The organism is Geminisphaera colitermitum TAV2, assembly GCF_000171235.2.
GTDB classification, from domain to species: domain Bacteria; phylum Verrucomicrobiota; class Verrucomicrobiia; order Opitutales; family Opitutaceae; genus Geminisphaera; species Geminisphaera colitermitum.
Genome location: NZ_ABEA03000189.1, coordinates 16,359 through 36,423, shown reverse-complemented (window position 1 = coordinate 36,423; position 20,065 = coordinate 16,359). Strand labels below are relative to the sequence as shown.

General features: G+C 62.8%; 21 protein-coding genes and 1 pseudogene. 21 read left to right on the top strand and 1 reads right to left on the bottom strand.

From position 1 onward, the window contains the following. Window positions 1–14 precede the first annotated feature (14 nt). From OBACDRAFT_RS22195 to OBACDRAFT_RS22135, 13 genes are all read left to right on the top strand, one after another. Window positions 15–1,364: a FliI/YscN family ATPase gene (locus OBACDRAFT_RS22195; protein ID WP_043589098.1), complete on the top strand. Its 1,350-nt coding sequence runs from the start codon at window positions 15–17 to the stop codon at window positions 1,362–1,364. Then, a complete protein-coding gene (locus tag OBACDRAFT_RS22190; RefSeq protein WP_081722271.1) occupies window positions 1,361–1,873 on the top strand; it encodes a flagellar export protein FliJ in 513 nt (170 codons plus the stop codon). The genes OBACDRAFT_RS22195 and OBACDRAFT_RS22190 overlap by 4 nt, the downstream gene beginning before the upstream one ends. A 4-nt stretch (window positions 1,874–1,877) precedes the next feature. Beyond that, on the top strand, window positions 1,878–2,513 hold the full coding sequence (locus OBACDRAFT_RS22185; protein ID WP_043589097.1) for a MotE family protein: 636 nt from the start codon (window positions 1,878–1,880) through the stop codon (window positions 2,511–2,513). Window positions 2,514–2,522: 9 nt separating this feature from the next. Next, a complete protein-coding gene (locus OBACDRAFT_RS22180; protein WP_043589095.1) occupies window positions 2,523–4,223 on the top strand; it encodes a flagellar hook-length control protein FliK in 1,701 nt (566 codons plus the stop codon). 18 nt (window positions 4,224–4,241) lie between these two features. Continuing rightward, window positions 4,242–4,676, top strand: a complete 435-nt coding sequence (locus OBACDRAFT_RS22175) for a flagellar hook capping FlgD N-terminal domain-containing protein (protein WP_043589094.1) — start codon at window positions 4,242–4,244, stop codon at window positions 4,674–4,676. Window positions 4,677–4,747: 71 nt separating this feature from the next. Beyond that, on the top strand, window positions 4,748–5,533 hold the full coding sequence (locus tag OBACDRAFT_RS22170) for a flagellar hook-basal body complex protein (protein WP_043589092.1): 786 nt from the start codon (window positions 4,748–4,750) through the stop codon (window positions 5,531–5,533). Window positions 5,534–5,554: 21 nt separating this feature from the next. Next, window positions 5,555–6,112, top strand: a complete 558-nt coding sequence (locus OBACDRAFT_RS22165) for a flagellar basal body-associated FliL family protein (RefSeq protein ID WP_043589091.1) — start codon at window positions 5,555–5,557, stop codon at window positions 6,110–6,112. Window positions 6,113–6,147: 35 nt separating this feature from the next. Next, complete coding sequence (locus tag OBACDRAFT_RS22160) at window positions 6,148–7,182, top strand: flagellar motor switch protein FliM (protein WP_043589090.1); 1,035 nt, start codon at window positions 6,148–6,150, stop codon at window positions 7,180–7,182. Then, window positions 7,179–7,484: a flagellar motor switch protein FliN gene (gene fliN / locus OBACDRAFT_RS22155; protein WP_043589089.1), complete on the top strand. Its 306-nt coding sequence runs from the start codon at window positions 7,179–7,181 to the stop codon at window positions 7,482–7,484. The genes OBACDRAFT_RS22160 and fliN overlap by 4 nt, the downstream gene beginning before the upstream one ends. Beyond that, the gene (locus tag OBACDRAFT_RS22150) at window positions 7,481–7,954 is read left to right on the top strand and encodes a flagellar biosynthetic protein FliO (RefSeq protein ID WP_043589088.1); all 474 of its coding nucleotides are present in this window, start codon (window positions 7,481–7,483) and stop codon (window positions 7,952–7,954) included. Before fliN ends, OBACDRAFT_RS22150 begins: the two co-directional genes overlap by 4 nt. After that, window positions 7,939–8,832 (top strand): flagellar type III secretion system pore protein FliP, encoded by an 894-nt coding sequence (fliP, locus tag OBACDRAFT_RS22145; protein WP_081722270.1) that lies wholly within the window; start codon window positions 7,939–7,941, stop codon window positions 8,830–8,832. Before OBACDRAFT_RS22150 ends, fliP begins: the two co-directional genes overlap by 16 nt. A 30-nt stretch (window positions 8,833–8,862) precedes the next feature. Next, a complete protein-coding gene (locus OBACDRAFT_RS22140; RefSeq protein WP_043589087.1) occupies window positions 8,863–9,132 on the top strand; it encodes a flagellar biosynthetic protein FliQ in 270 nt (89 codons plus the stop codon). A gap of 63 nt (window positions 9,133–9,195) precedes the next feature. Then, complete coding sequence (locus tag OBACDRAFT_RS22135) at window positions 9,196–9,954, top strand: flagellar biosynthetic protein FliR (protein WP_043589086.1); 759 nt, start codon at window positions 9,196–9,198, stop codon at window positions 9,952–9,954. 81 nt (window positions 9,955–10,035) lie between these two features. On the opposite strand, the pseudogene OBACDRAFT_RS27105 reads toward OBACDRAFT_RS22135, so the two are convergent. After that, a pseudogene (locus OBACDRAFT_RS27105) lies at window positions 10,036–10,799 on the bottom strand (IS5 family transposase). A 63-nt stretch (window positions 10,800–10,862) separates the two neighbouring features. On the opposite strand from OBACDRAFT_RS27105, the gene OBACDRAFT_RS22125 reads away from it, so the two are divergent. The 8 genes from OBACDRAFT_RS22125 to OBACDRAFT_RS22085 all read left to right on the top strand — a co-directional run bounded on the left by OBACDRAFT_RS22125 (window position 10,863) and on the right by OBACDRAFT_RS22085 (window position 19,848). Next, window positions 10,863–12,362, top strand: a complete 1,500-nt coding sequence (locus OBACDRAFT_RS22125) for a hypothetical protein (protein WP_043589085.1) — start codon at window positions 10,863–10,865, stop codon at window positions 12,360–12,362. A 9-nt stretch (window positions 12,363–12,371) separates the two neighbouring features. Next, on the top strand, window positions 12,372–13,094 hold the full coding sequence (locus OBACDRAFT_RS22120) for a hypothetical protein (RefSeq protein WP_157837251.1): 723 nt from the start codon (window positions 12,372–12,374) through the stop codon (window positions 13,092–13,094). A 9-nt stretch (window positions 13,095–13,103) separates the two neighbouring features. Beyond that, window positions 13,104–13,838 (top strand): hypothetical protein, encoded by a 735-nt coding sequence (locus OBACDRAFT_RS22115; protein ID WP_043589083.1) that lies wholly within the window; start codon window positions 13,104–13,106, stop codon window positions 13,836–13,838. Window positions 13,839–14,614: 776 nt separating this feature from the next. Continuing rightward, window positions 14,615–16,381 carry a hypothetical protein gene (locus OBACDRAFT_RS22110; RefSeq protein WP_157837250.1) on the top strand — a complete coding sequence of 589 codons (1,767 nt, stop codon included), beginning with the start codon at window positions 14,615–14,617 and terminating at the stop codon, window positions 16,379–16,381. A 385-nt stretch (window positions 16,382–16,766) separates the two neighbouring features. Then, a complete protein-coding gene (locus OBACDRAFT_RS25950) occupies window positions 16,767–17,573 on the top strand; it encodes a hypothetical protein (protein ID WP_052362376.1) in 807 nt (268 codons plus the stop codon). Next, window positions 17,570–18,388, top strand: coding sequence for a hypothetical protein (locus OBACDRAFT_RS22095; protein ID WP_052362375.1), 819 nt, complete (start codon window positions 17,570–17,572; stop codon window positions 18,386–18,388). Before OBACDRAFT_RS25950 ends, OBACDRAFT_RS22095 begins: the two co-directional genes overlap by 4 nt. A gap of 51 nt (window positions 18,389–18,439) precedes the next feature. Further along, the gene (locus OBACDRAFT_RS22090) at window positions 18,440–19,246 is read left to right on the top strand and encodes a hypothetical protein (RefSeq protein WP_043589080.1); all 807 of its coding nucleotides are present in this window, start codon (window positions 18,440–18,442) and stop codon (window positions 19,244–19,246) included. Between the two features lie 26 nt (window positions 19,247–19,272). Continuing rightward, the gene (locus OBACDRAFT_RS22085) at window positions 19,273–19,848 is read left to right on the top strand and encodes a hypothetical protein (RefSeq protein ID WP_052362374.1); all 576 of its coding nucleotides are present in this window, start codon (window positions 19,273–19,275) and stop codon (window positions 19,846–19,848) included. Window positions 19,849–20,065 lie beyond the last annotated feature (217 nt).

Sequence of the window (20,065 nt, the reverse complement as noted above, 5' to 3'; positions counted from 1 at the left end):
GGCTCCCGAACCCCATGACTCCCGACACCGCCACTTATCTTGACGCCCTCCGCACGCAGGTGCGGCACGCGCCTGCAATGCGCCGCCTCGGACGGGTCGCGGCGGTCACCGGCCTCATCATCGAGAGCGAAGGCCCCAACGTTGGGCTCGGCGACATCTGCGTGATCCGCTCCGAACGCGACGCCTTCGAAGTCATGGCCGAGGTCGTTGGCTTTCGCGGCGAGCGCGTGCTCCTCATGCCTCTGGGCGAAACCACCGGCCTGCACGCCGGGTGCTCCGTCTCCGCCGGCGACCGTCCGCCCATTCCCGTATCGGGCGCCCAACTACTCGGGCGCGTGCTCGACGCATTGGGGCGTCCCTTTGACGGCGCGGGTCCCGTGCCAACGCGCCGCGTGGACGCCGTCCATTCCCGTCCGCCGCACCCCCTGCGCCGCCAGCGCATCCGCGAGGCCCTGCCCACGGGCGTGCGCGCGCTCGACGCCTTCACGCCGCTCGGGCGCGGCCAGCGGCTGGGACTCTTTGCCGGGTCCGGCGTGGGCAAGTCCACCCTGCTCGGCATGATCGCGCGCGGCTCCGCCGCCGATGTCGTGGTCATCGGACTCGTCGGCGAACGCGGCCGCGAGGTCCGCGAGTTTTTGGAAAAGGACCTCGGTGCCGAAGGACTTGCCCGCTCGGTCGTCGTTGTCGCCACCTCCGACTCGCCCGCTCCGCTCCGCCTGCGCGCCGCGTTCACCGCCACCGCCATCGCCGAGTCCTACCGCGACCAGGGGAAAAATGTTCTCCTGCTCATGGACTCCGTGACCCGCTTTGCCATGGCGCAGCGCGAGATCGGCCTCGCCATCGGCGAGCCTCCGGCAACGCGCGGCTACACACCCTCCGTCTTCGCGCTTCTGCCCCGCCTGCTCGAACGCGCGGGCGCGGGCGAGACCGGCGCCATCACCGCGCTCTACACCGTGCTCGTCGAAGGCGACGACATGAACGAACCCATCGCCGACGCCGTCCGTGGCATCCTCGACGGCCATCTCGTGCTTTCGCGCGCGCTCGCCCACGCCAACCACTATCCGGCGATCGACGTCCTTGAAAGCGTCAGCCGGCTCACGCGCGACATCTGTTCCGCCACCGAGGTCGAGTCCGCCGCCCGCGCCCGTGAACTGCTCGCCATCTACAAGCGTAATGAAGATCTCATTACCATCGGCGCGTATCAGAAAGGCGCAAGCGCCGCGCTTGACCGCGCCGTCACGCTGCACGAGCCGCTCAAACAATTTCTCCGGCAGCGCGTGGACGAGATCGTGGCGCGCGCCGACGTGTTCAACCGGCTGGCGGAGGTCATGGGGCGCGAGGAGCGGCGGGAGGTCATGGCATGAAACGCTTTCGATTCTCCCTCCACTCCGTGCTCACCCTGCGCGACATTCAGGAGCAAAAGGCACGCGAAGCCTTTGCCCGCGCCCTGCACGCCCATGCCCTCGCCGCCGCCGCGCTGGAGTCCGCCCGCGCCCGCGTTGCCGCCTCCGCCCGCGCGCTTTGCGAGGTGCGCGAACGTGTGTTTCGCCCCGGCGAACACGCCGCCGCCCTCCTTTCCTGGCGCGGCGACTGCGCCACGGAAAAGCGCGCCACGGAGACCCTGCGGCTGGCTGGCGAGGCGATGAACAAAGCCAGGGCTGCATGGCTCGATGCCCGCCGTCATTTGCAGGCGATCGAAAACCTCAAGGTCCGCGCTCGCCAGCGTCACCGTCAGACAGGCGAACGCGAAGAGCAGGCCGCCCTCGATGAATTTGCCTCCATGCGCGTCGCCCGCGCGGTCGGAGCGGCCAGCGCCTCCCGCCCTTCCTCCCGTCCCTCACGCGATTCGCGCGCCCGGCCCTCCTTCTCATAAAATAATGAAAACACTTCGCTCCCCCCTTGTTGTTGTCCTGCTCGGAGTCGTTCCCGGACTGCTCGCCGGGCTCGGGTTGTTCTGGATAAAAATCCAGCCGATCCTCATTGAAGCGCGCGCCATTCGCGCCGCTTGGATCGCGGAGCAGGCCGCCAGCCTCGCCAAACCGCGTCCCGAGAAACCGTGGGATTTCTGGACGATCGAGATCGACAACCTCTCCAGCGAATTGAAGGACGCCCGCGCCCTGCTCACCAAGCGCGAGCAGGAACTGACCTTGCGCGAGGAACGCCTCAATGCCCGCGCCGCCGAGCTGGACCAGGCCCGCGTCGAACTCGAAGCCCTGCGCGATGAAATCGGCTCCCGGCTCACCGAGATCGAAGGCGAGGAAATGAAAAACCTCAAATCGCTCGCCCAGACTTACAGCAACCTCTCGCCCAAGGCGGCCGTGGCGATCATGCAGAAACTCGACGATGACATGACCGCCCGCCTGCTCTCGCTCATGAAAGCCGACGCCACCGGTGCGATTTTCGAGGAGATGGCGCAGGCCGCCATCACTGATCCCAACATGGCCAAACGCGCCGCCGGTCTCTCCGAGCGCCTGCGCGTGATCAAATCCGCGAGGAAAAACGCCACGCCCTGACACCACAATATGCTCACACCCTCCCCACTTGTCGCAAAATTCGCAGAGCCTGATTTCACGTCCGCCCCAGGCTGCGCAGGCGAAGGAAACGTCGCCGTCGTGACCGCGCAGACCGGCACGCCGTTCGATGCGCTGCTGAACCTCCTTTCCACGGCGTCTCCCGCACTTGCTGCGCCGGATGACGGCGAGACGACAGGGACTCCGCTTGCGGTGTCCACGATGGACGAGGACGCGCAGGCTCCAGACGAAAATCCCGACAATACATCCGATACCGCCAGCCCCATCGTCAGCACACCTGCCGCAACCTTCGTCTTTGCCGGCCTGTTCGTGCCCGCTCCGGTGGTGGAGCAACAACCCGCCGAACACACGCAAGCCGCTGCGACGACAGCCTCTGACGGAGCGGCGGTTTCCAACAGCCGGACGACGACGCACAACGTCGTCCGTTTGCATGGGCCCGCTGGGAACGCCGAGCCCCAGCTCGGCACGCCTGCCACGGACGTCCCATCCGCCCCCCGATCGAGCGACAGTCTTTTACAGACAATCCCCTTGCCGACGGCGCGAAGCGGCGCCAGCGCGAGCGTGGCAAACATCCCGCCTGCCGATGCAGCCATCGACCTCGTGTCAGGCCGCGCAGTCGGCGAAGTGATGAACTGCGTAGAAACGCAGCCCCAGCGCCCCGTTTCTGCAATACGCCAGAATCGTATCGATATTTCCACGACAGTTTCCACCGCTCCCGTCCCTGCTGTCCCTTCCGCCCCTCCCGCCGCTCCCGCTTCCCTCGCCTCCGACACTTCGATGTTGGATGTTGGACGTTCGACGTTGGACGTTCGACGCGCAGCGTCGTCCCCCCCCCCCCCCCCCCCCGTCTCCGCCAGCGACGCCGCCAGCGCCCCGGCACAATTTGCCGCCCGCTCCACCATTACATTGTCCGGCGCGGCTTCGCAGGCGCAGGTCGCCGAAAATAATCTTTCGCAACCCGCTGGTGGAAAACGCCTGCGCGACAGCGCAGACGACTTTGGCATCGAATCTGCGAAAGGCTCCGCACGCATGCCCGCCGAGACACTCAGTGCGCCGACCGCCTTCTCCGATCCGTATTCCGCGGCATCGGCGACGCCTGTTCTCACGACGAGTGCAACCACCGCGGGCGACTCCGCCCGGGCGGTGCGCGCGGTGGAGACCGTGCAGCAAGTGGTCGAGATTGCCTCCGCGCTCGGCGGACAAGACGGAACGGGGACCGTCAGTGTTCGCCTCGACTTTGGCGAAGAGGGACCGCTGACCGTGCAAGTGTCACTCAAGGACGGCGCGGTGCATACCGTGTTTCGCAGCGATTCGCATGATGTCCGCGAAACGCTTGCCACGGCCTGGCAGCACTATTCTTCGCAAACCGAAAAAATGGCCGCGACGCTGGCCGATCCGGTTTTTCTGCCTCTCCGCGCAATGCCAGCGCCCGCTTCCGGCGGAGCCGGACAGCAGCAGCAAAACCCGCAACAAAGCTTTTCGTTTCAGGATCAGGCAGGCGCGCAGACCGGCGATGGCGGCGACCGGCATCAACCGCACCCCGACTCATACACGCGGCCACAACATGGCAGCGTCGTTTCCACCCAACTCCCGACCACCACCGCCACGACGACAACCGACTCCAGCGCCGCCAATCCGCCTCACTCACTCTCCGGACGCTACGGCGCCCGCCGCCTCACCGCCATCGCTTAACCCACACCCACCATCATCATGACAGTCCCCGCCGTCACCACCACCAGCGCCACGCAAGAGGCGTCCGCCAGCAACAGTTCAACCTCCATTACATCCACACTTGGACAAGCTGATTTTTTCAAACTCCTCAGCGTGCAGTTGCAGAAACAGGACCCGCTCAACCCGGTCGATGACACCCAGTTCCTCGCCCAACTCGCCCAGTTCAGCGCGCTCGCGCAATCCGAGGCACTTGTTACGCAAATGGGCTATCTCCGAGCCGACATACAGATGCAGGCCGCGGCCGGACTCGTCGGCAAGGAAGTCACCGTGGTGAGCGACGGCGAACTGGTCACCGGGACCGTCACCTCCATCGCCGCCGATTCCGACGCCGTCTATGTCAAGATCGGCGACACCTACTACACCTACTCGTCCGTGGTCGAAGTGGCCGAACCACCATCCGCCGCCACCACCTGATCCCTCCCCCCCCCCCCCCTTTTTTTTCTCCCAACAACGATCAACCAACCACCATCAACCCATCAACCACCATGGCACTCATCGGCACACTCACCTCCAGCGTCAGCGCCCTCAGCAACTTCACCGAGGGGCTCGAAGTCATCGGCAACAACATCGCCAACGTAAACACGACCGGCTACAAAAGCTCCAGCGCCAGTTACAGCGACTCGTTCAGCAACACCCTGCGCGCCGCCACCAGCGTCGATTCCTCCCGCCAGACGGGCACCGGCGTGCAACTGGCCGGCATCTCCACCAACTACACGCAAGGCAGCATCTCCACGACCGGCGTGTCCACGGACCTCGCCATTTCGGGCGAAGGCTACTTCATCGTGCAGGACCCGAACAGCGGCGCCCAGTACATCACGCGCGACGGCTCCTTCAAGTTTGACGACAACGGCTACCTGGTAAACGCCAGCGGACTCCGGGTGCTCGATTCCGCGAGCGCTCCGATCCAGATTCCCACTACAGGCGTGCAATCGAAGAGCATCTCCAGCAACGGCGCCGTTTCCTACGTGGACACCGCCGGCGTCACGCACACCGTCGCCACCGTCGGACTCGCCCAGGTCGCCGACCAGGCGAAACTCATGAAGGAGGGCGGCAACCTCTACGATTACAGCGCCACGACCGTGGCCATCGGCATCCCCGGCTCCAACGGCACGGGCGCCTTCAAGACCTACTCGCTCGAACTCTCCAACGTCGATCTCACCGCCGAGCTTACCAACATGATTACCATGCAGCGCAGCTTCCAGGCCAACGCCCGCATCGTGACCGTTTCCGACACGATTCTCGACGACATCGTGAACATGAAGCGCAGCTAAACAAAACCCACGCCTCGCTCCATGGCCGCAAAAACCGAAACCTCCACCGCCGCCCCGGCTCCCGACTCCGACCACAAGGCGGGCACCCGCCTCCCGCTCAAGGCCTGGCTCCCGGCCATCCTCGCCATCCTGCTCACGCCGGTGGCAACGCTGGCCGTCGTCCAGTTTGTAGTTGTTCCTCAACTACGGGAAAACCTGCTCGTCGCCGCCGGCAACATTCCCTCCCCCCCCCCCCCCCGTCCCCTCGCGGGCGACACGGTCAACGCAACCGCGAGCGACGCCGGTTCGTTCAAATTCGAAGATGTTGTCGTCAACCTCGCCGGCAGCATGGGCACGCGCTACCTGAAGGTGAGCTTCATTGCCACGGGGGCGGACAAGACGCTCGCCGCCGAGTTTGCGCAGAGGAAGGCGCAACTCCTGGACGTGACGATCAACGTGCTGTCTTCGCTCTCGCTGGCCGATCTGGAGGAGGCGGGAGCCCGCAATCTTCTGCGCGAACGCCTCGTCTCTTCCTATAACCAGACCCTGGGACGGCGCCTCGCCGAGCAGGTTTATTTCACCGATTTCGTCGTGCAATAAGCGCCGCGCAACCACCAGTCCCTCCCCCCCCCCCCATGCCGGACGAAATCAGCGACACTCCCGCCTCGGGTGGTCTCGACCAGAGCGAGATCGACCGCCTCCTCGCCCAAGCCTCGGGAGAGGCCGTCGAGGCGCGTCCGCCGGTGTTGCGCGCCGATGGACGCCGCGAGGACGCCGCCGCCGACCTCCGCGTGGAGGCATATGATTTTCGCAACCCAGTCTTCCTTTCCGAAGTCGAGTTGCGCCGCCTGCGCCTCCTGCACGACGAATTTATCCGGCACCTCGGCTCGCGCATCGCTCTGTTTTTGCGCATGGAGTGCACCTTCCGAATGACGCGGCTCACGACGCTCACGCACGTCAAGTTCACCGAGTCGCTGCCCGCTCCCTCGCATATCTGTCTCTTCAAGGCCGACCCGTTGCCCGGCATCGGCGTGCTGACGATCAATCCGCGCCTCGCTCTCACGATCGTGGACCGGATGCTCGGCGGGCGCGGCCACTCCGTGACCGCCGACCGCCACCTCACCGAGATCGAAATCGCCCTGCTGGAGGACATGCTGACGCTCCTCCTCGAAGAGTGGTGCATCCAATGGAAAGCCGGTCCCGAGTTGCATCCGCAGATCGTCGGCCACGAGAACAACGGCTGTTTCCTCCAAACCTCCGCGCGCGACGCCGTGATGCTCGTCCTCGCGCTCGACGTGAATTTTGGCGACTGCACCGGCGCGCTCAACCTTGCCGTGCCCTACTACATGATCGAAACCGTGGTGCGCGACTTGCAAGCCTGCCGCCATCAGGACAACGCGCCCGCCGCCCGCCCGGACGCCACCGGCTGGAAGCCGGTTTACGAGCACATCGCCCTGCCCGTGCGCGCCGAGTGGCCTGTATTCGAAGCCTCATTACGCGAGATTGCCAGCCTGCGCGTCGGCGACGTGCTCGAACTCCCCGCCGGCATCCTCGACGACACGCGCGTGCTCCTGGCCGGCGCCGAAAAATTCACCGGCACCGTGGGTGTCGAAGGCGACCGCGTCGCCGTGAAAATCAACCGCAAACTCCCAACCAGAATCTCTCTATGACAATCACCACGCCCGCCTCCGACTCTGGATCGGAAACAAAAGTCTCTGAAAACGACCGCAAAGCCCTCGACCTCGTCCTCGACGTGAAGGTCAGGGTCACCGTGCAACTCGGCTCCTGCCAGTTGTCGATGCGCGAGGTGCTGGCGCTCTCGCCCGGCACCATCGTGCAACTCGCCCAGCGTGCCACCGACCCCGTGGGACTCTTTGTCAACGACAAGCTCGTGGCCTACGGAGAGGTGGTGGTGGTTGAGGAAAACTTCGGCATCAAGATCACCGAGATCGTGGGCGGGCAGACGGCATGAAACCCACGCGCAAAATTTCCAGCGCATTGCGCTGGCTGTTCATGGTGCTGATCGGCTGCGCCGTATTGGAGACGGCGCAGCCGGCAAATGCCGCCGGGCCGGACATGGGAACCCGGCCCGGCGGCACGCTTCTTGTGAACGCGCCTGACGACGGAGCGGCGGAAAAAAATGCCGCTCCAACCAAGCCCGATGCGGGTGGTGGCTGGCGCTGGCTGGTCGTCTCACTTTTTTTCGCCGCGAGCGCGGGCTGGCTTTATTGGAAGCGCCGCAATGGCGGATTCGCCCTCGCGCGGGCGGAGCGCAAACTCACGATCGAGGAGACCCGCTCTCTCGGCAACCGCCAGCACCTCGTCGTGGCGACTTACGAACATCGCAAGTTCCTGCTCGGTGTCACGCCGGGACAGATACAATTCATCGCCCGCCTCGACGGCAGGAACGAACGAAAAGGAGACTCATGGCGACGCATCTGACTGGGAGGGCGGGTCTCCTGACCCGCCGGACGCGGCGCAGCCGCGCCCTTCCGGAAGAGCGAGGCCCGCGCCACGTTTGGTGGATCGCTGCCTTTGCGTTGCTGTTGCTGATCGCATGTCTTGTTACGCCCGCTGCCTTGGCGCAAACCGCTCCCCTCCCCCCCCCCCCCGCCTCTGCTGCTGCTCCGGCCTCAGCGCCTGCGGAACCCTGGCGGCTGGCCATTGATCTCGAAGGCGGCGGCAAGCCCGGCGAAATCAGCGTGGGCCTGCAAATCGTCGTCGTGATGACGCTGCTCACGGTGGCCCCGTCGTTGATCCTGCTCATGACGAGCTTCACGCGTCTGGTCATCGTGCTCGGACTCGTGCGCACCGCGCTCGGCGTGCCCAATGCACCGGCCAACCAGATTGTCATCGGGCTGTCGTTGTTTTTGACGATTTTTATCATGGGTCCTGTGATTCAGCGCGCCAATCAAGAGGCGTTGCAGCCCTACATGGCTGGTGAAATGCGTTCGGCTGACGCGCTGGCCAAGGCTGCGGAGCCGGTGAAGGAATTTATGCTCAAGCAAACGCGAACGCGCGACTTGGAATTTTTCCTGCAACTGGGACGTTTTCCGCCGACGCGAGTGCAGGACCTGCCGTTGCGCGTGGTGATTCCCGCCTTCGTCATCAGCGAATTGCAGACGGCGTTTCAGATGGGGTTTTTGTTGTTCCTGCCGTTTCTCGTCATCGATCTGCTGGTGTCGTCCACCTTGATGTCGCTCGGCATGATGATGATGCCGCCTGCCATCGTGTCGCTTCCCTTTAAGCTGTTGCTCTTCGTGCTGGTCGATGGCTGGCACCTCGTGGTCAAGAGCCTGGTGGAGAGCTTTAATGTGTAGTTTATAATCCATTACAACGCGCCGCAAACCATGTCCTCCGAAGCCGCCATTGATCTGTTGAAGCAAGTCGTGCTCTTCGCGCTCTACGTCGTCTCGCCGTTCATCGGGCTGATGCTTGTGGTCGGGCTGCTGACGAGTCTGGCACAGTCGGTGACGAGCATTCAGGAGCAAACGCTGACCTTCGCGCCCAAGCTGGTCGCGCTCGGGCTTCTTTTCATCCTGCTCGCGCCGTGGCTGCTCCGCACGTTGAGCGAATTTGCCGCCATGTGTATCGCCCGCATGGCTACGGTATCCGGTTGAGCAGGCCGCGATACGCGCGAGCAACGAACACACCCACCTTTTATCACAATCGCAATTTCACTCATGCCCGTCGAATGGCTTCTTGTCTGGACCTTGACCGGTTTGCGTGCGCTGGGCGTGGTGATGTTGCTGCCGGTGCCGGGCGGCAAGGTATTGCCGGCGATGTTGCGTGTGGCCTGCGCCTTCATGTTCCCGACGTTGTTGGCGGGCATCATCCCGCACGCGCCGATGCCGGAGCCGCCCGGCTGGCCGTGGCTGGCCGAGGCGGCGGTGCGCGAGATGGTGCTGGGCCTGGCGCTTGGGTTTGTGGGGCGTCTGGTGTTCGCGGGCGCAGAACTGGCTGGGCGTCTCATTGCCAACGAACTGGGGCTTGTCGCCGCGCCGGGCTTTGATGTGCCCACGCCGTCGCAGGAGCCGTTACCGGCCTTCATCGGGAGTTTCGCGGGCTTGATGTTTTTTCTCATGGGCGGACATGAGGGGGCGCTGGCGGCGTTTGTGCGGAGTTTCGATTTCGCGCCGGCGGGCGCGGCGCGTTTCAGCGTGCTGGCAGGCGAGACGCTCACGATCTGCACGGCGCAGGTCATTGAGTTTGGGATGCGGATGGCAGCGCCATTTATCGCGCTCAACTTTGTGATCTCGCTGGCGTTTTCGATTTTGGGCCGGGCGGTGCCGAGGATGAATGTTTTCATCATCAGTTATCCCGTGCGGACGCTCGTGGGCCTGTCGTTACTGGCCGGCGCGGGCGGTTTGTTCGGCCGCTACCTCTGGCGCGCCATGGACGCGCTGCCGTGGACGATGCTGGAACTGGTAGGGCGAAATTGAGAAGGGTAGGGGGGGGGAGGGAGGGACAATCAGAATCATTATACCAAAGAGAGTATTGATTTAGATTCTTAGAGCGTGTAGTCACGAGATTGAAGCCCAGAGGATAGCACACCTGAATTGGACGGCAGCGAGGAAAGAGGAGGCTCGTTTTGCGTATCGGGTTGCGATGCCGCGCCATTGCTTGAGTCGTAGGAATGCATTTTCTACCAGATGCCTGATCCGATAAAGATAAGGGTCATATTCGCGTTGTTCTATGCGATTGGTCTTTGGAGGAATCTGCGGGCAGATGCCTGCGGCCTGCGCCATTTCGATGATGGCGTTGGTGTCATATCCCTTGTCGGCGATCAGATGGTCTGCGGCAATGCCTTCAATCAACCTGCCAGCCTGTGTGCAATCAGCCGTGGAACCCGCTGTAACAATGACTCGCACCGGCATACCATGCGCATCCACGGCCAAATGTAGTTTGGTGTTTCGCCCCCTTTTGTCAGACCGATCGCCTCGTTTCCACCTCTGGCTCCCGCTGCATGCGGATGGATTTTGACATGACTGGCATCAATCATCAGCCACTCAAAATCGGGCTCGTTCATCAGTTCCGACAACAGGCGCTCCCAATGCCCCTTGTCTCTCCAGCGACAAAAACGCCTGTGCGTGTTGCTCCACCCTCCGTAATCCTCTGGAAGATCCCTCCAAGGCGCACCAGTGCGTAAAATCCACAGAACCGCGTTGAGGAACTTGCGGTTGTCCTCCGCCACCCCTCCCCACGCTCCTTTCCTTCCAGGTAGCAGCGGCTCCAGAACGCTCCAAACTCGGTCCGAAATGTCGTGACGGTGTTGATCTTTCGCCATGCTGACATTCTCCATCACAAAAAAACTCAGTCAATCTTATCTCGTGACTACACTCCCTAAAAAATGAACCTCGCCGCCATCATGACGCTCAATGCCGGGGGCTTCCTCGGGCCGCTGTCGTCGGTCCGTGGCATGGTGGGCAGCGCCATCGGGCAGATCGCGGCGATCGGCGGCGTGTCACTCAGCGCGGCCGGCGCGATTGTCGGCCTGAAAAAGGCCATCGATCTCGGCAGCGAACTGCAACACCTCTCGGCCCAAACCGGCGGGGCGGTCAAAGACATCGCCCTCCTCCAGCAAGCCTTCATCAACGCCGGCCTCGGCGGATCGGAAGCGGCCCCGGTGCTCAACCTCCTCCAACGTGCCCTCTCCGGCGTAAATGAATCGGGCCAGCCTACGAAAAAAATCTTCGATCAACTCGGACTCAGCATCACCGAACTTAAAAAACTGGATGCCCCCGGCCAGTTCGCGGTCATCGCCGACCGCATCCGCCGGATCAAAGATCCCACCGAACAGGTCAACGCTGCGATGGAGATCTTCGGGCGCACCGGCGCGAAGCTGCTCGCCGTCATCAAGGATGACAGTGCCATGCAAACAGCCGCCAAAGTCCTCGGCACCCAGGCCGAAGTCCTCCAGCGCAATGCCGGTCAGTTCGACAAGGCCAGCACCATCCTGGCCGCCGCTCCGGTCAAGCTGCGCGGCTTCTTCGTCGGTGCGGCGGAATCCATCAGCGCCTCGCTCATGAGCGAGCTGGAAAAAATCAACGACATGGATTTCACGCAGCTCGGCCAACGTGTGGGCAAATCCATCGCCCCGCTGATCGAAATCCTCAAAAGCGGCCAGATCGGCGACCTGCTCGCCGTCTCACTGATCGGTGCCGTGGAAATCTACCTGGCGATGTTTCTGGATGCCACGATCAACAGTGCCAAGACGGTGTGGGCCGTGCTCCGCGCTCCCTTCGAGGTTATCGCTAAAAACTTCGCCACGGGCCTGGGCAACGTCTGGCTCTCCGCCAAAATCGCCATGAAAGAACTCCTCGTCATGGCGATGGACTACGCCTCCCTCCTGCACGGCGGCAACGGCGCTCCGGCGTCGCTCCAGCAGAGCCTCGCCCAAGACAAGGTGACCCAGCGCCGCAACCAGCGGGAGCAGGAGCGGGACAACACCGGCTTTGTTGACAGCGTGATCCGTCAGGCCGTCGGCAACCTCGCCAACATGGACCTCACCGACTTCGCCGGTGACTCGCGGCAGGCTCTCAAAAAGAAGCTGGAGGAAATCTGGCAGGATGCCGTGAAGGCGGCGGACGCCAATCTCACCAAGGCGCAGGCCACGACCGCCGCCACGGCTGCCAAATCCGGAGGTGACATCTCGGCCGCCGGCACGATCAAGGCGCGGGACACCGAAGGCGACCGCCTCGCCAAGATCGGCCTCTTCGTCGGCGGTGCCGGCGGCCCCGCTCTCGACTACGCCCGCCGCACCGCCGTCGGCGTGGAGAAACTGGCCAGCATCATCAAGAGCGTCCGCCTGGATGCCCACACGCCAACCCTTCAATCCGCCTTCATCTAGTCGCGTATCATGGCCAGCATTACACCACGTTGGAGAGGATCGAAGCAGATCGAACACCAGGCCGGCTCCCCCCGGTATATGGAGGATGCGAGCGGTGAAACCTACGTGTTCACCTACCGCGGCCCGTATCGAGTGCTCATGTCCACACGTCCGCGCAAAGGTGGGCAGATGGCTGGTTACAGCAACTTCTGGGTCGATAAGGTCGAAGTATCCCCGGATGGCGCCGGACTCGAAGGCCCCGGAACCATGACCGTCACCATCATCAACAGCTACCTCAACCCCGAGGAGCCCACGGAAGAGGTGGAGTTTGCCGAGGTCGTCAAACCCCTCGAACAGGCTCCCCGCTATCAGGTGGGCGGGACCAATACCCTCACCGACGCCGACCTCGACAAGATCGCCGAATGGAAATCCGCCGACACCGCGGCCAAGCGCACCACCCTCTACAACGCCCTTTCCGCCAACGCCAAACACTTCGTTGCCAAACTCCGCCGCGGGCAGGATACCTACGTCGTTTACACGCCTGTGCATCGCAAGACGGTGCGCAGCTACCGGCGGCCGACTTCCTCCAAATGCGGCTACAAGGTCGGCCGGCCGGCCTCTGCCCCCGCCGGTTATGAATACCTTCAGACCGCCGATCGCGCCGTCCGCCAGGGCGGGCAGGGCAAATGGGAGCGCGTCATCGAAACCACCGGCGCCGACGAAGTGGACGCCGACATTTACCCGCCCGCCTGATCATCCGCCATGCCTGTTTATCTACCACGCGAACCCCGTCCCCGTGAAGGCGTCACTGCGGACATTGTCAGCCAGATCATCCGCTACCTGCGCTACCTCACCAACCGCCTCGACACCCTGCGCTTCCCCAAAACCACCGGCCCGCGAGGCTCGGACGAACCTGTCGCGCCGCCCCTGACCCTCACAACAACCCCGCCCACTGGCTGGACGCCGCCGGCCTCCGACACGACCGCCCCGGACAACGTGCCGTTTCGTTTCTGGCTGACATTCGGGACCGTGGATTATTCAGCACCAGAACGCGTGGATGGTCAGAGTCCTTTCATTGCGCCAGTTTGTGAAATCCCCCGCAACGTCTCGCAGACGACGACCCGCCGCGTTCATCTGGAGTGCGAGTGGAGCGGCCCGATCAATCAGTATCCACTTTGGACTCACGTCTGGCTGAAGGAGGAAGCCTACACGTCGTCCACGCCCGCCCTCACTGCCGATCCGATTGACGCGGCCACCGGCTGGCGCCTCAAGTTCCGCCTGCTCCTCGGTTATTGTTACGTTAGCGTAACCGGCATCGGGGAATCGCAAACCAAGACCCCCGTCGCCAACAACACCGACCAAGGTTCCTTTCGCAGCGTCCTCCAAAGCACCAATGGATACGTGCAATTCACCGCCGCCGACCTCCCCGAGCATCCGCCCTCTGTCACCCTGCTGCGCGAGGTCGTTTTCTTTCGCAACCGGAGACCCACGGCATGAGCCGCGAAGTCAGCGCGCAGGGCAGCGTCCCCGCCCTCATGCCAAGCTCGCCCTGCGTGCTCTTCCGCCGTGCAGACGGCGGCACCACTGTGCCCGACAGCGAGTCCCACATCGATCTTCCGTATCCGATAATAGCATACGAAGCGCGGGCGTATTCGCCAATTGTGCCCCCATTTGGTGTTATACCCACTGGTTTAAATAACCAGCCGGCCCGATTCGTGGATGTTTTCGATGTCGTTACGAAATTCTCGTCGGGATTGGGGCGGGGATGGGCAAGGGCCGTCTTCCGTCATTTGTATGAGCAAACGGTCCCTCCGCCGGTTTTCTGGACAAGGCATTTATCTATTAACAGAACTAACTCATCCTCTGGAAATGGTTTTTCCTCATCGTCTTCTTTATCCTATACTGAAACGATTACCTTGCGCTGGTCTCCCGTTACTAAAACATGGGTATGGGACGGCACCGCGTCCGGAGTGGAAACCGAGAGTTTATCTTCTCCTCCCCCTTATGCATCTTATAGCTGGAAGACTACACGCACGATCACTTGGACGGACGGCGTGAGGAGCGATGTCGTTGATCACGATTTGATTTCCGGGTTCCCTCCTGATGAAGTTGGAGAAGACTGGCCGCGTGGCGAACCAGAATACAGACAGGAGTTAGGATATAACGACGATCTGCCCAGCTACATGGACAGAGCTTATGATGGATGGGCTGAACAGAATGGGGGCTGGAACGGCTTCCCGCAAGATCCCAGAGCCAATCCAGCTTGGGACTCCATGACCTCCGAACAACGTGTCGCCGCTTGGTCAGAACATGCCCACGCGCTCATGGCTCTGGTTAATTGCTCACGCCGGAATGACGGCGTGGATTTTGACTACGAGTATAACTACGGACCAGACGGCAGCGGTATCTCCAGACACTGGCACGCCGCCCTGCATGAGACTTGGTCCGATCCGATGACACCAGCATCAATGGCGGAGCGGCTGCAAGGTTGGGCGGCGGACGACGTGGACTGGGCGGACGTGCCTCCGGGCACGGCCAATAGCAACAACCCCGTGATACCATGGAACGACCGGCTGCGTTCCCTCACCGGCGGCATCGCCCTCCGCCCCAATCTGCCCATCGTTACCGACGCCCCTGCCTCCCTGCTCTTCGCCGCCGATGGTCGTGAGGCTTTCCGCCTCATGCTCATCCGCTACCGGCACGCGATGTCCGTCCCGCGCGGGCTGGTCGGGCGCGTCACCCACACGCACGCGGTCAAACGCATCGGTTCCCCCCCCCTCCCCCCCCCCCTCCCCGTGATGCTGGTCGGCAAACTCAGCGGCGCATCCTATCCCTTGCAGGGCGAAGACGAGCCACCGGCGCAATTTGCCTGCTCCTACACCCAGAAACAAATCACCCGCTATATGCGGCCCATTCCGCACCCGTGGTCGGAGTTCGGCTGGGTCGATTACGAAAAACCAAACATTTCTGCTAGCTCTGGGACAAACCAAGTCTTTCCCACGGGCCTGTCGACTGACGACGACACCACCGTGTTTTGGCACATCTCCAACCTCACGCAATTCGGGCGCCGCGCCTACCACTACGCCCGCTTGCGCGTAATTGCTCGCGATGGACGATCCGGCTGGAAAGTAGTCGGTCGGCTGAAAACGTATTGGGCCAAAACTACAGGCAATCATCAGGCCGGGGCGGTGCGCGATCCGGCGGAACCCCTTGTCTTTCCTCTCACCGCCGGACTGCGCGGCGAATCCGCCCCCGTTGAGATGGTAGTGCGTCCGGCGATACCCGGCCAGTCAGACGCCACCACCCTTCCTGACGATTTTTGTTACAAGGACTGGAACGGCATCCTCTCGCTGACATCGCCGGACGGCGACAGCATCCCACCAGAACAGACGCATGAATACATCCGCATCGAGGCGCAAATGCAGGATTACCCCGCAGGCACGAGCGGCAAGACTCTCGGCCCTGACGGAAAAGTCTACCTCGACAACGAGATCGAGCGTGGGACCAACTGGCTGTGGCAACAGCAGAAGGTAAGCGGCTCCGTCCCCACGCCCGCGCTGGCGACATGGGAGCACACCACGGGCAACGTCCCAGGCTGGCCCGCCGCCGACACGATCAACGGCCAGCCCGTTAGCATCCGCGATCCCTACGCCATTCCACCCGGCTCATTAGGGCTCGCCCAGATCGGCCAGCCGGTGACGGAGCAGACGCTGAACGAAGACGGTTCGCTGACCGTCGTTGTCACCACGCACTACGACAACTCCGGCCTCGCGCCGGCGGATATTGCCGCCGGCAAAAAGGCCGTTTTTTTGGAATGCCAAGAATACACCCGCGTTGAGACAGACGGCGAGGTCGCCGAGCGTGAAGATTTCGCGGATGTGGCAATGGAGGAAACGCCCGAGAGCGCGGCGGCGGGCGGCCCCAACGCCACCCTCGCCACCCCTTGGCGCGTGCTCGCACTGACCGACCCGACGCTTTCCACCCTCATCACCGAAGGCTGGTGTGATGTCGATCTAACGACACCCGAGGACGGCGAATGACCAACCATACCCTCCCTCCCAGCGAAAATTTTCTTAAAAAAAACAAAAAACGAGTAATGCAACCGGTCAGACAGTGACGTCATTTGACACAGTGCATCATGCGTATGAATGCACAAAACACCCAAATTCTGATCGGTATTTCCACGGTGGCCACCGCTTGGCTGATCTTTTATCTGCAACAGCGTGCCAACCGGGCAGGCTCTCGGAACGCACAGCGTTCAGCAAAGAAACCCGTCCGCCACCGCCAACGTTGTGTTTGCGTAAACACAACCAAACGCAAACGACGTAATGAAAAAGCATCCTGATGGGCATGCCGCGCCATCCTCCCCACACGTCCCACGCCCCTTGGTCAGGTTGGCGGCCACCCCGGTAGAGTGCGGGCCGCATGTCCTGGACCCGCGAGTTCAATCTCTATCTCAATGTCGCCCTCGAGCCGGGCAAAATCCTCCTCCGCGACAAAAACGGCCAGGCCGCCGCCACCCGCCCCGAATGGGTCAGTGCTGACACCTTCCCCGTCAACCTCTGGCTCCTGCGGCCGGCGACCACGACCGGCGAGGCCCCGGCGATTGAGACGCTGGAGCCCGGCGACCAGATGATCCTCAGCGGCAAGGCTACCCCCGCCGGTGCTTTGCTCTTTTCCGCCACCGGCTGGGCTCTGGTGGAAAACGAGGCGACCGGCTCCTACTACACCACCATCCTCGACCTCAACACCTCCGCCCTCGAGATCGCCCTCGGCACGCAATCTTCACTCATTATCACCGGCGAAATCGAAATCCAGAACCCCCAGAACACCCGCCGCATCTCCGCGCAGTTCCAAGTGCTGATCCGCCGACAAATCTACGCTGGTGAAGGCACTCCCCAGCCCGCCCCTCCCGCCTACCCCTTGCCCGGAGCCCTCCTCACCCTCGACCAACTCCCTGCCGCCCTCGCCGCCGCTAATCCGATCCGTGCCGGCCGCGTCGCCATCCCTGCCGCTGCCGAAACCGTGGCAGTCCAGTTCCCCGCGCCCTTTCAGCCCGGCACAACCCCCCATGTCGTTTCCACCGTCACCAAGCCCTCCGCCGGCGACCGCATCTGGGCCAACCCCATCGAAGAGACCATCACGCACGAAGGTTTCACGGCCGAACTCTCCGGTCCGCCCGGCTCCTCCGGCCTCCATCTCACCTACATCGCCATCGCACCCGCCGCATGATTCGCCCGCTCTTCATTTTAGTTTTTAGCCTTTCAGCGTTTCAGCTTTTTTCTGCCACGCCGATCAAAGACGCCCACCTCACCGGCAACGCCACCGTCGCCGACGGTGCTACCCTGACCATCGCCACCGGCGGCACGCTGGCGTTGGCAGAGGGCGCGACGGTCAATGGGCTGCAACCGCTCGACTCCACCCTGACCGCTCTCAGCGGCAAAACCATCAGCACCTTCGCCTACACGTTGCTCGATGACAACGACGCGACGAGCGCACGCGCCACGCTCGGCCTCGGCACGGCGGCGACGACACCCGCCACTGCCTACGCCACCGCCGCTCAGGGAGCCCTCGCCGCAACCGCCGTGCAACCCGGTTACTTCGGATACGCCAGCTTCAGGATTCTGCTGGGCGGAATCTGGGTGGAGTTTGAACTCAAATGCACCGTCTCCAATTTCGGCGAGCACACCCCGTTTACCGACCTGTATCTGTATTTCCACTCTCCTGATCCGGCGCGAACCACGATCACCAGCCAGACCGGGCCAAAACCCACCGTGTTTTTCACGGACAGCGGATGGACTGATCACCGCCGCTGGCGCAAACAGACGGCCACGCAGTCTATCTGGTCAATGCGCAGCGATGCGCAAGCCACCATTGCCGCCGCCATCGCCATCGTCCCGGCCGACAGCGTCATCAGCCCCACCAACGCAAACCTCGTCTGGAGCTACTGCCGCATCAGTGCAACCGACTACGAACGCGACGCCGCCGGACGCGTCATCTGGCATCCCATCACACCCGATTGGCTCCCCGTCCTCCCCACCCCCTAAACACTTCCCGGACAACCGTCCGGGTATTCAAAACCACAATACATCACCATCATGAGAAAAACCATCCTCATCATTTCGGCCCTCGCCCTTGGCGCGAGCCTCGCATTTGCGGCCACGCCGGCGCAGACCTGCATGACCCTCAAGACCGCCTACGACGACATCTATGCCGACGGACAGGCCAAAATCCGCAAAGCGCGCGCCAGCGATGACCGTGCTGCCATCCGCGCGGCCGGTCTCGAAAACAAAGCCGCCATCCAAAGCTGGAGGGCCGGCAACATCGCCGCGCTCGATGCCCTCGTGTCCGACGTGGAGGACATCGGCGAAGTCAATCCCGGCTTGGCAACCTGGCTGATCAAAACCGTGCTCGGGCACAGAAACACGGACGCCGAGGGAAACCTCGCAAAGGTGTTTGACCAGAACGACGCCGACAGGCTGCTGGCCTCAAAGCTGCTGGTCCTTTCCAAAGGATCGCAAAGCTATTATTACATCCAGTATTACGCCACGGCCAACGAACTTGCCGCGCTGGAAGGCTCCGATTCGACTGCGGTGTTTGCCGCCGCCCTCAAGCGTGCCAATGACCTGGGCATTTACGCCGACTTTCTCCCCGCGTGGAACCAAAAGCATCTCGGCAAGGGCCAGTTGAGCGCCACTTACGTCCGCTGGTTCAATCAGCAGGTGCGCAACATCCTTGCACCCAATACAGATGCGGCCCGAAAAGAGGCCATCGACTACTTGCTCGCCGAGTTCAACGGCGTGATCTCGCTCGGCGGCAGCACACCGTCCATCACGCAGCGCCGCGACAAATTACGCGAACAAATCGACGCCATCCAGGAGCGCCTGACCAACGCCAAAAAGTAATTCGCGACAGACCGAGGCAATCCACGATGAAACTGACACACCACATGCCTGTTGCGCATCTCGCTTTTGCTGCTGTCGCGCTAATTTGCGCGGTGGCATGGGGTGCGGGCAGCCTGTCTGCGGCCCCTGCTAAGCTTCTTGATCTTGACGCATTGTTTGGACCGGAAGTGAGCAATGAAGAGTTGCTCACTTACGTTGAACCGCCAGCGGAGTCGGACGCGCCTGCGCCGGCTGCACCGCTGGTGTTGCCGGCGACGCTCAACCCGGTGCTTTCCGCGCCGGCCTTCGGTGGGCCGGCCATCCCGGAAAAGCAACTCCGGGCGGTCGTGGAAGTGGCGCTACGGGCGGCCGCGCTCAAGACGGTTATCGTCACGGACACCGGCCTGGTGCTGCTTGTCCCGCCGGTGATGCCGGGGGCGGCACTGCCCAGCATCGAGCGCTGGCTACGGATTTTCCGCGAGGCCGGCATCGTAATGATTCCGACCCAGGTGCATGGCACGCCTCTATGGGTGGAGTGGATGCGGCTGACCCGGATCGACACGAACGACAAGGAGTCGGACGCCCGCTGGGTCAGGTTCTACCGCAACCCGGAATTTTCCTGATCGACTGGCCCGGCTGTTTTTCCCTGTTTGTTTCAAGCCCTCGCATGACTCATGCGGGGGCTTTGTATTTACGATGTATGGGGGGGGAGGGGGGGGGCACCCATTTCGCGCCGGTTACCGATTTTGACCCGTTTCGGGCCGATTTCCGAACCGTTTCAATCATTTCGCTCGGTTACGTCAATGACTTCTTCTCTCCGCGGCTCCGCGCCTCCGCGTG

Excerpts from the sequence above, each read along its gene's own strand:
- OBACDRAFT_RS22195 (WP_043589098.1), top strand. The coding sequence starts at position 15 with ATGACTCCCGACACCGCCACTTATCTTGACGCCCTCCGCACGCAGGTG.
- OBACDRAFT_RS22190 (WP_081722271.1), top strand. The coding sequence starts at position 1,361 with ATGAAACGCTTTCGATTCTCCCTCCACTCCGTGCTCACCCTGCGCGAC.
- OBACDRAFT_RS22185 (WP_043589097.1), top strand. The coding sequence starts at position 1,878 with ATGAAAACACTTCGCTCCCCCCTTGTTGTTGTCCTGCTCGGAGTCGTT.
- OBACDRAFT_RS22180 (WP_043589095.1), top strand. The coding sequence starts at position 2,523 with ATGCTCACACCCTCCCCACTTGTCGCAAAATTCGCAGAGCCTGATTTC.
- OBACDRAFT_RS22175 (WP_043589094.1), top strand. The coding sequence starts at position 4,242 with ATGACAGTCCCCGCCGTCACCACCACCAGCGCCACGCAAGAGGCGTCC.
- OBACDRAFT_RS22170 (WP_043589092.1), top strand. The coding sequence starts at position 4,748 with ATGGCACTCATCGGCACACTCACCTCCAGCGTCAGCGCCCTCAGCAAC.
- OBACDRAFT_RS22165 (WP_043589091.1), top strand. The coding sequence starts at position 5,555 with ATGGCCGCAAAAACCGAAACCTCCACCGCCGCCCCGGCTCCCGACTCC.
- OBACDRAFT_RS22160 (WP_043589090.1), top strand. The coding sequence starts at position 6,148 with ATGCCGGACGAAATCAGCGACACTCCCGCCTCGGGTGGTCTCGACCAG.
- fliN (WP_043589089.1), top strand. The coding sequence starts at position 7,179 with ATGACAATCACCACGCCCGCCTCCGACTCTGGATCGGAAACAAAAGTC.
- OBACDRAFT_RS22150 (WP_043589088.1), top strand. The coding sequence starts at position 7,481 with ATGAAACCCACGCGCAAAATTTCCAGCGCATTGCGCTGGCTGTTCATG.
- fliP (WP_081722270.1), top strand. The coding sequence starts at position 7,939 with ATGGCGACGCATCTGACTGGGAGGGCGGGTCTCCTGACCCGCCGGACG.
- OBACDRAFT_RS22140 (WP_043589087.1), top strand. The coding sequence starts at position 8,863 with ATGTCCTCCGAAGCCGCCATTGATCTGTTGAAGCAAGTCGTGCTCTTC.
- OBACDRAFT_RS22135 (WP_043589086.1), top strand. The coding sequence starts at position 9,196 with ATGCCCGTCGAATGGCTTCTTGTCTGGACCTTGACCGGTTTGCGTGCG.
- OBACDRAFT_RS22125 (WP_043589085.1), top strand. The coding sequence starts at position 10,863 with ATGAACCTCGCCGCCATCATGACGCTCAATGCCGGGGGCTTCCTCGGG.
- OBACDRAFT_RS22120 (WP_157837251.1), top strand. The coding sequence starts at position 12,372 with ATGGCCAGCATTACACCACGTTGGAGAGGATCGAAGCAGATCGAACAC.
- OBACDRAFT_RS22115 (WP_043589083.1), top strand. The coding sequence starts at position 13,104 with ATGCCTGTTTATCTACCACGCGAACCCCGTCCCCGTGAAGGCGTCACT.
- OBACDRAFT_RS22110 (WP_157837250.1), top strand. The coding sequence starts at position 14,615 with ATGACCTCCGAACAACGTGTCGCCGCTTGGTCAGAACATGCCCACGCG.
- OBACDRAFT_RS25950 (WP_052362376.1), top strand. The coding sequence starts at position 16,767 with ATGTCCTGGACCCGCGAGTTCAATCTCTATCTCAATGTCGCCCTCGAG.
- OBACDRAFT_RS22095 (WP_052362375.1), top strand. The coding sequence starts at position 17,570 with ATGATTCGCCCGCTCTTCATTTTAGTTTTTAGCCTTTCAGCGTTTCAG.
- OBACDRAFT_RS22090 (WP_043589080.1), top strand. The coding sequence starts at position 18,440 with ATGAGAAAAACCATCCTCATCATTTCGGCCCTCGCCCTTGGCGCGAGC.
- OBACDRAFT_RS22085 (WP_052362374.1), top strand. The coding sequence starts at position 19,273 with ATGAAACTGACACACCACATGCCTGTTGCGCATCTCGCTTTTGCTGCT.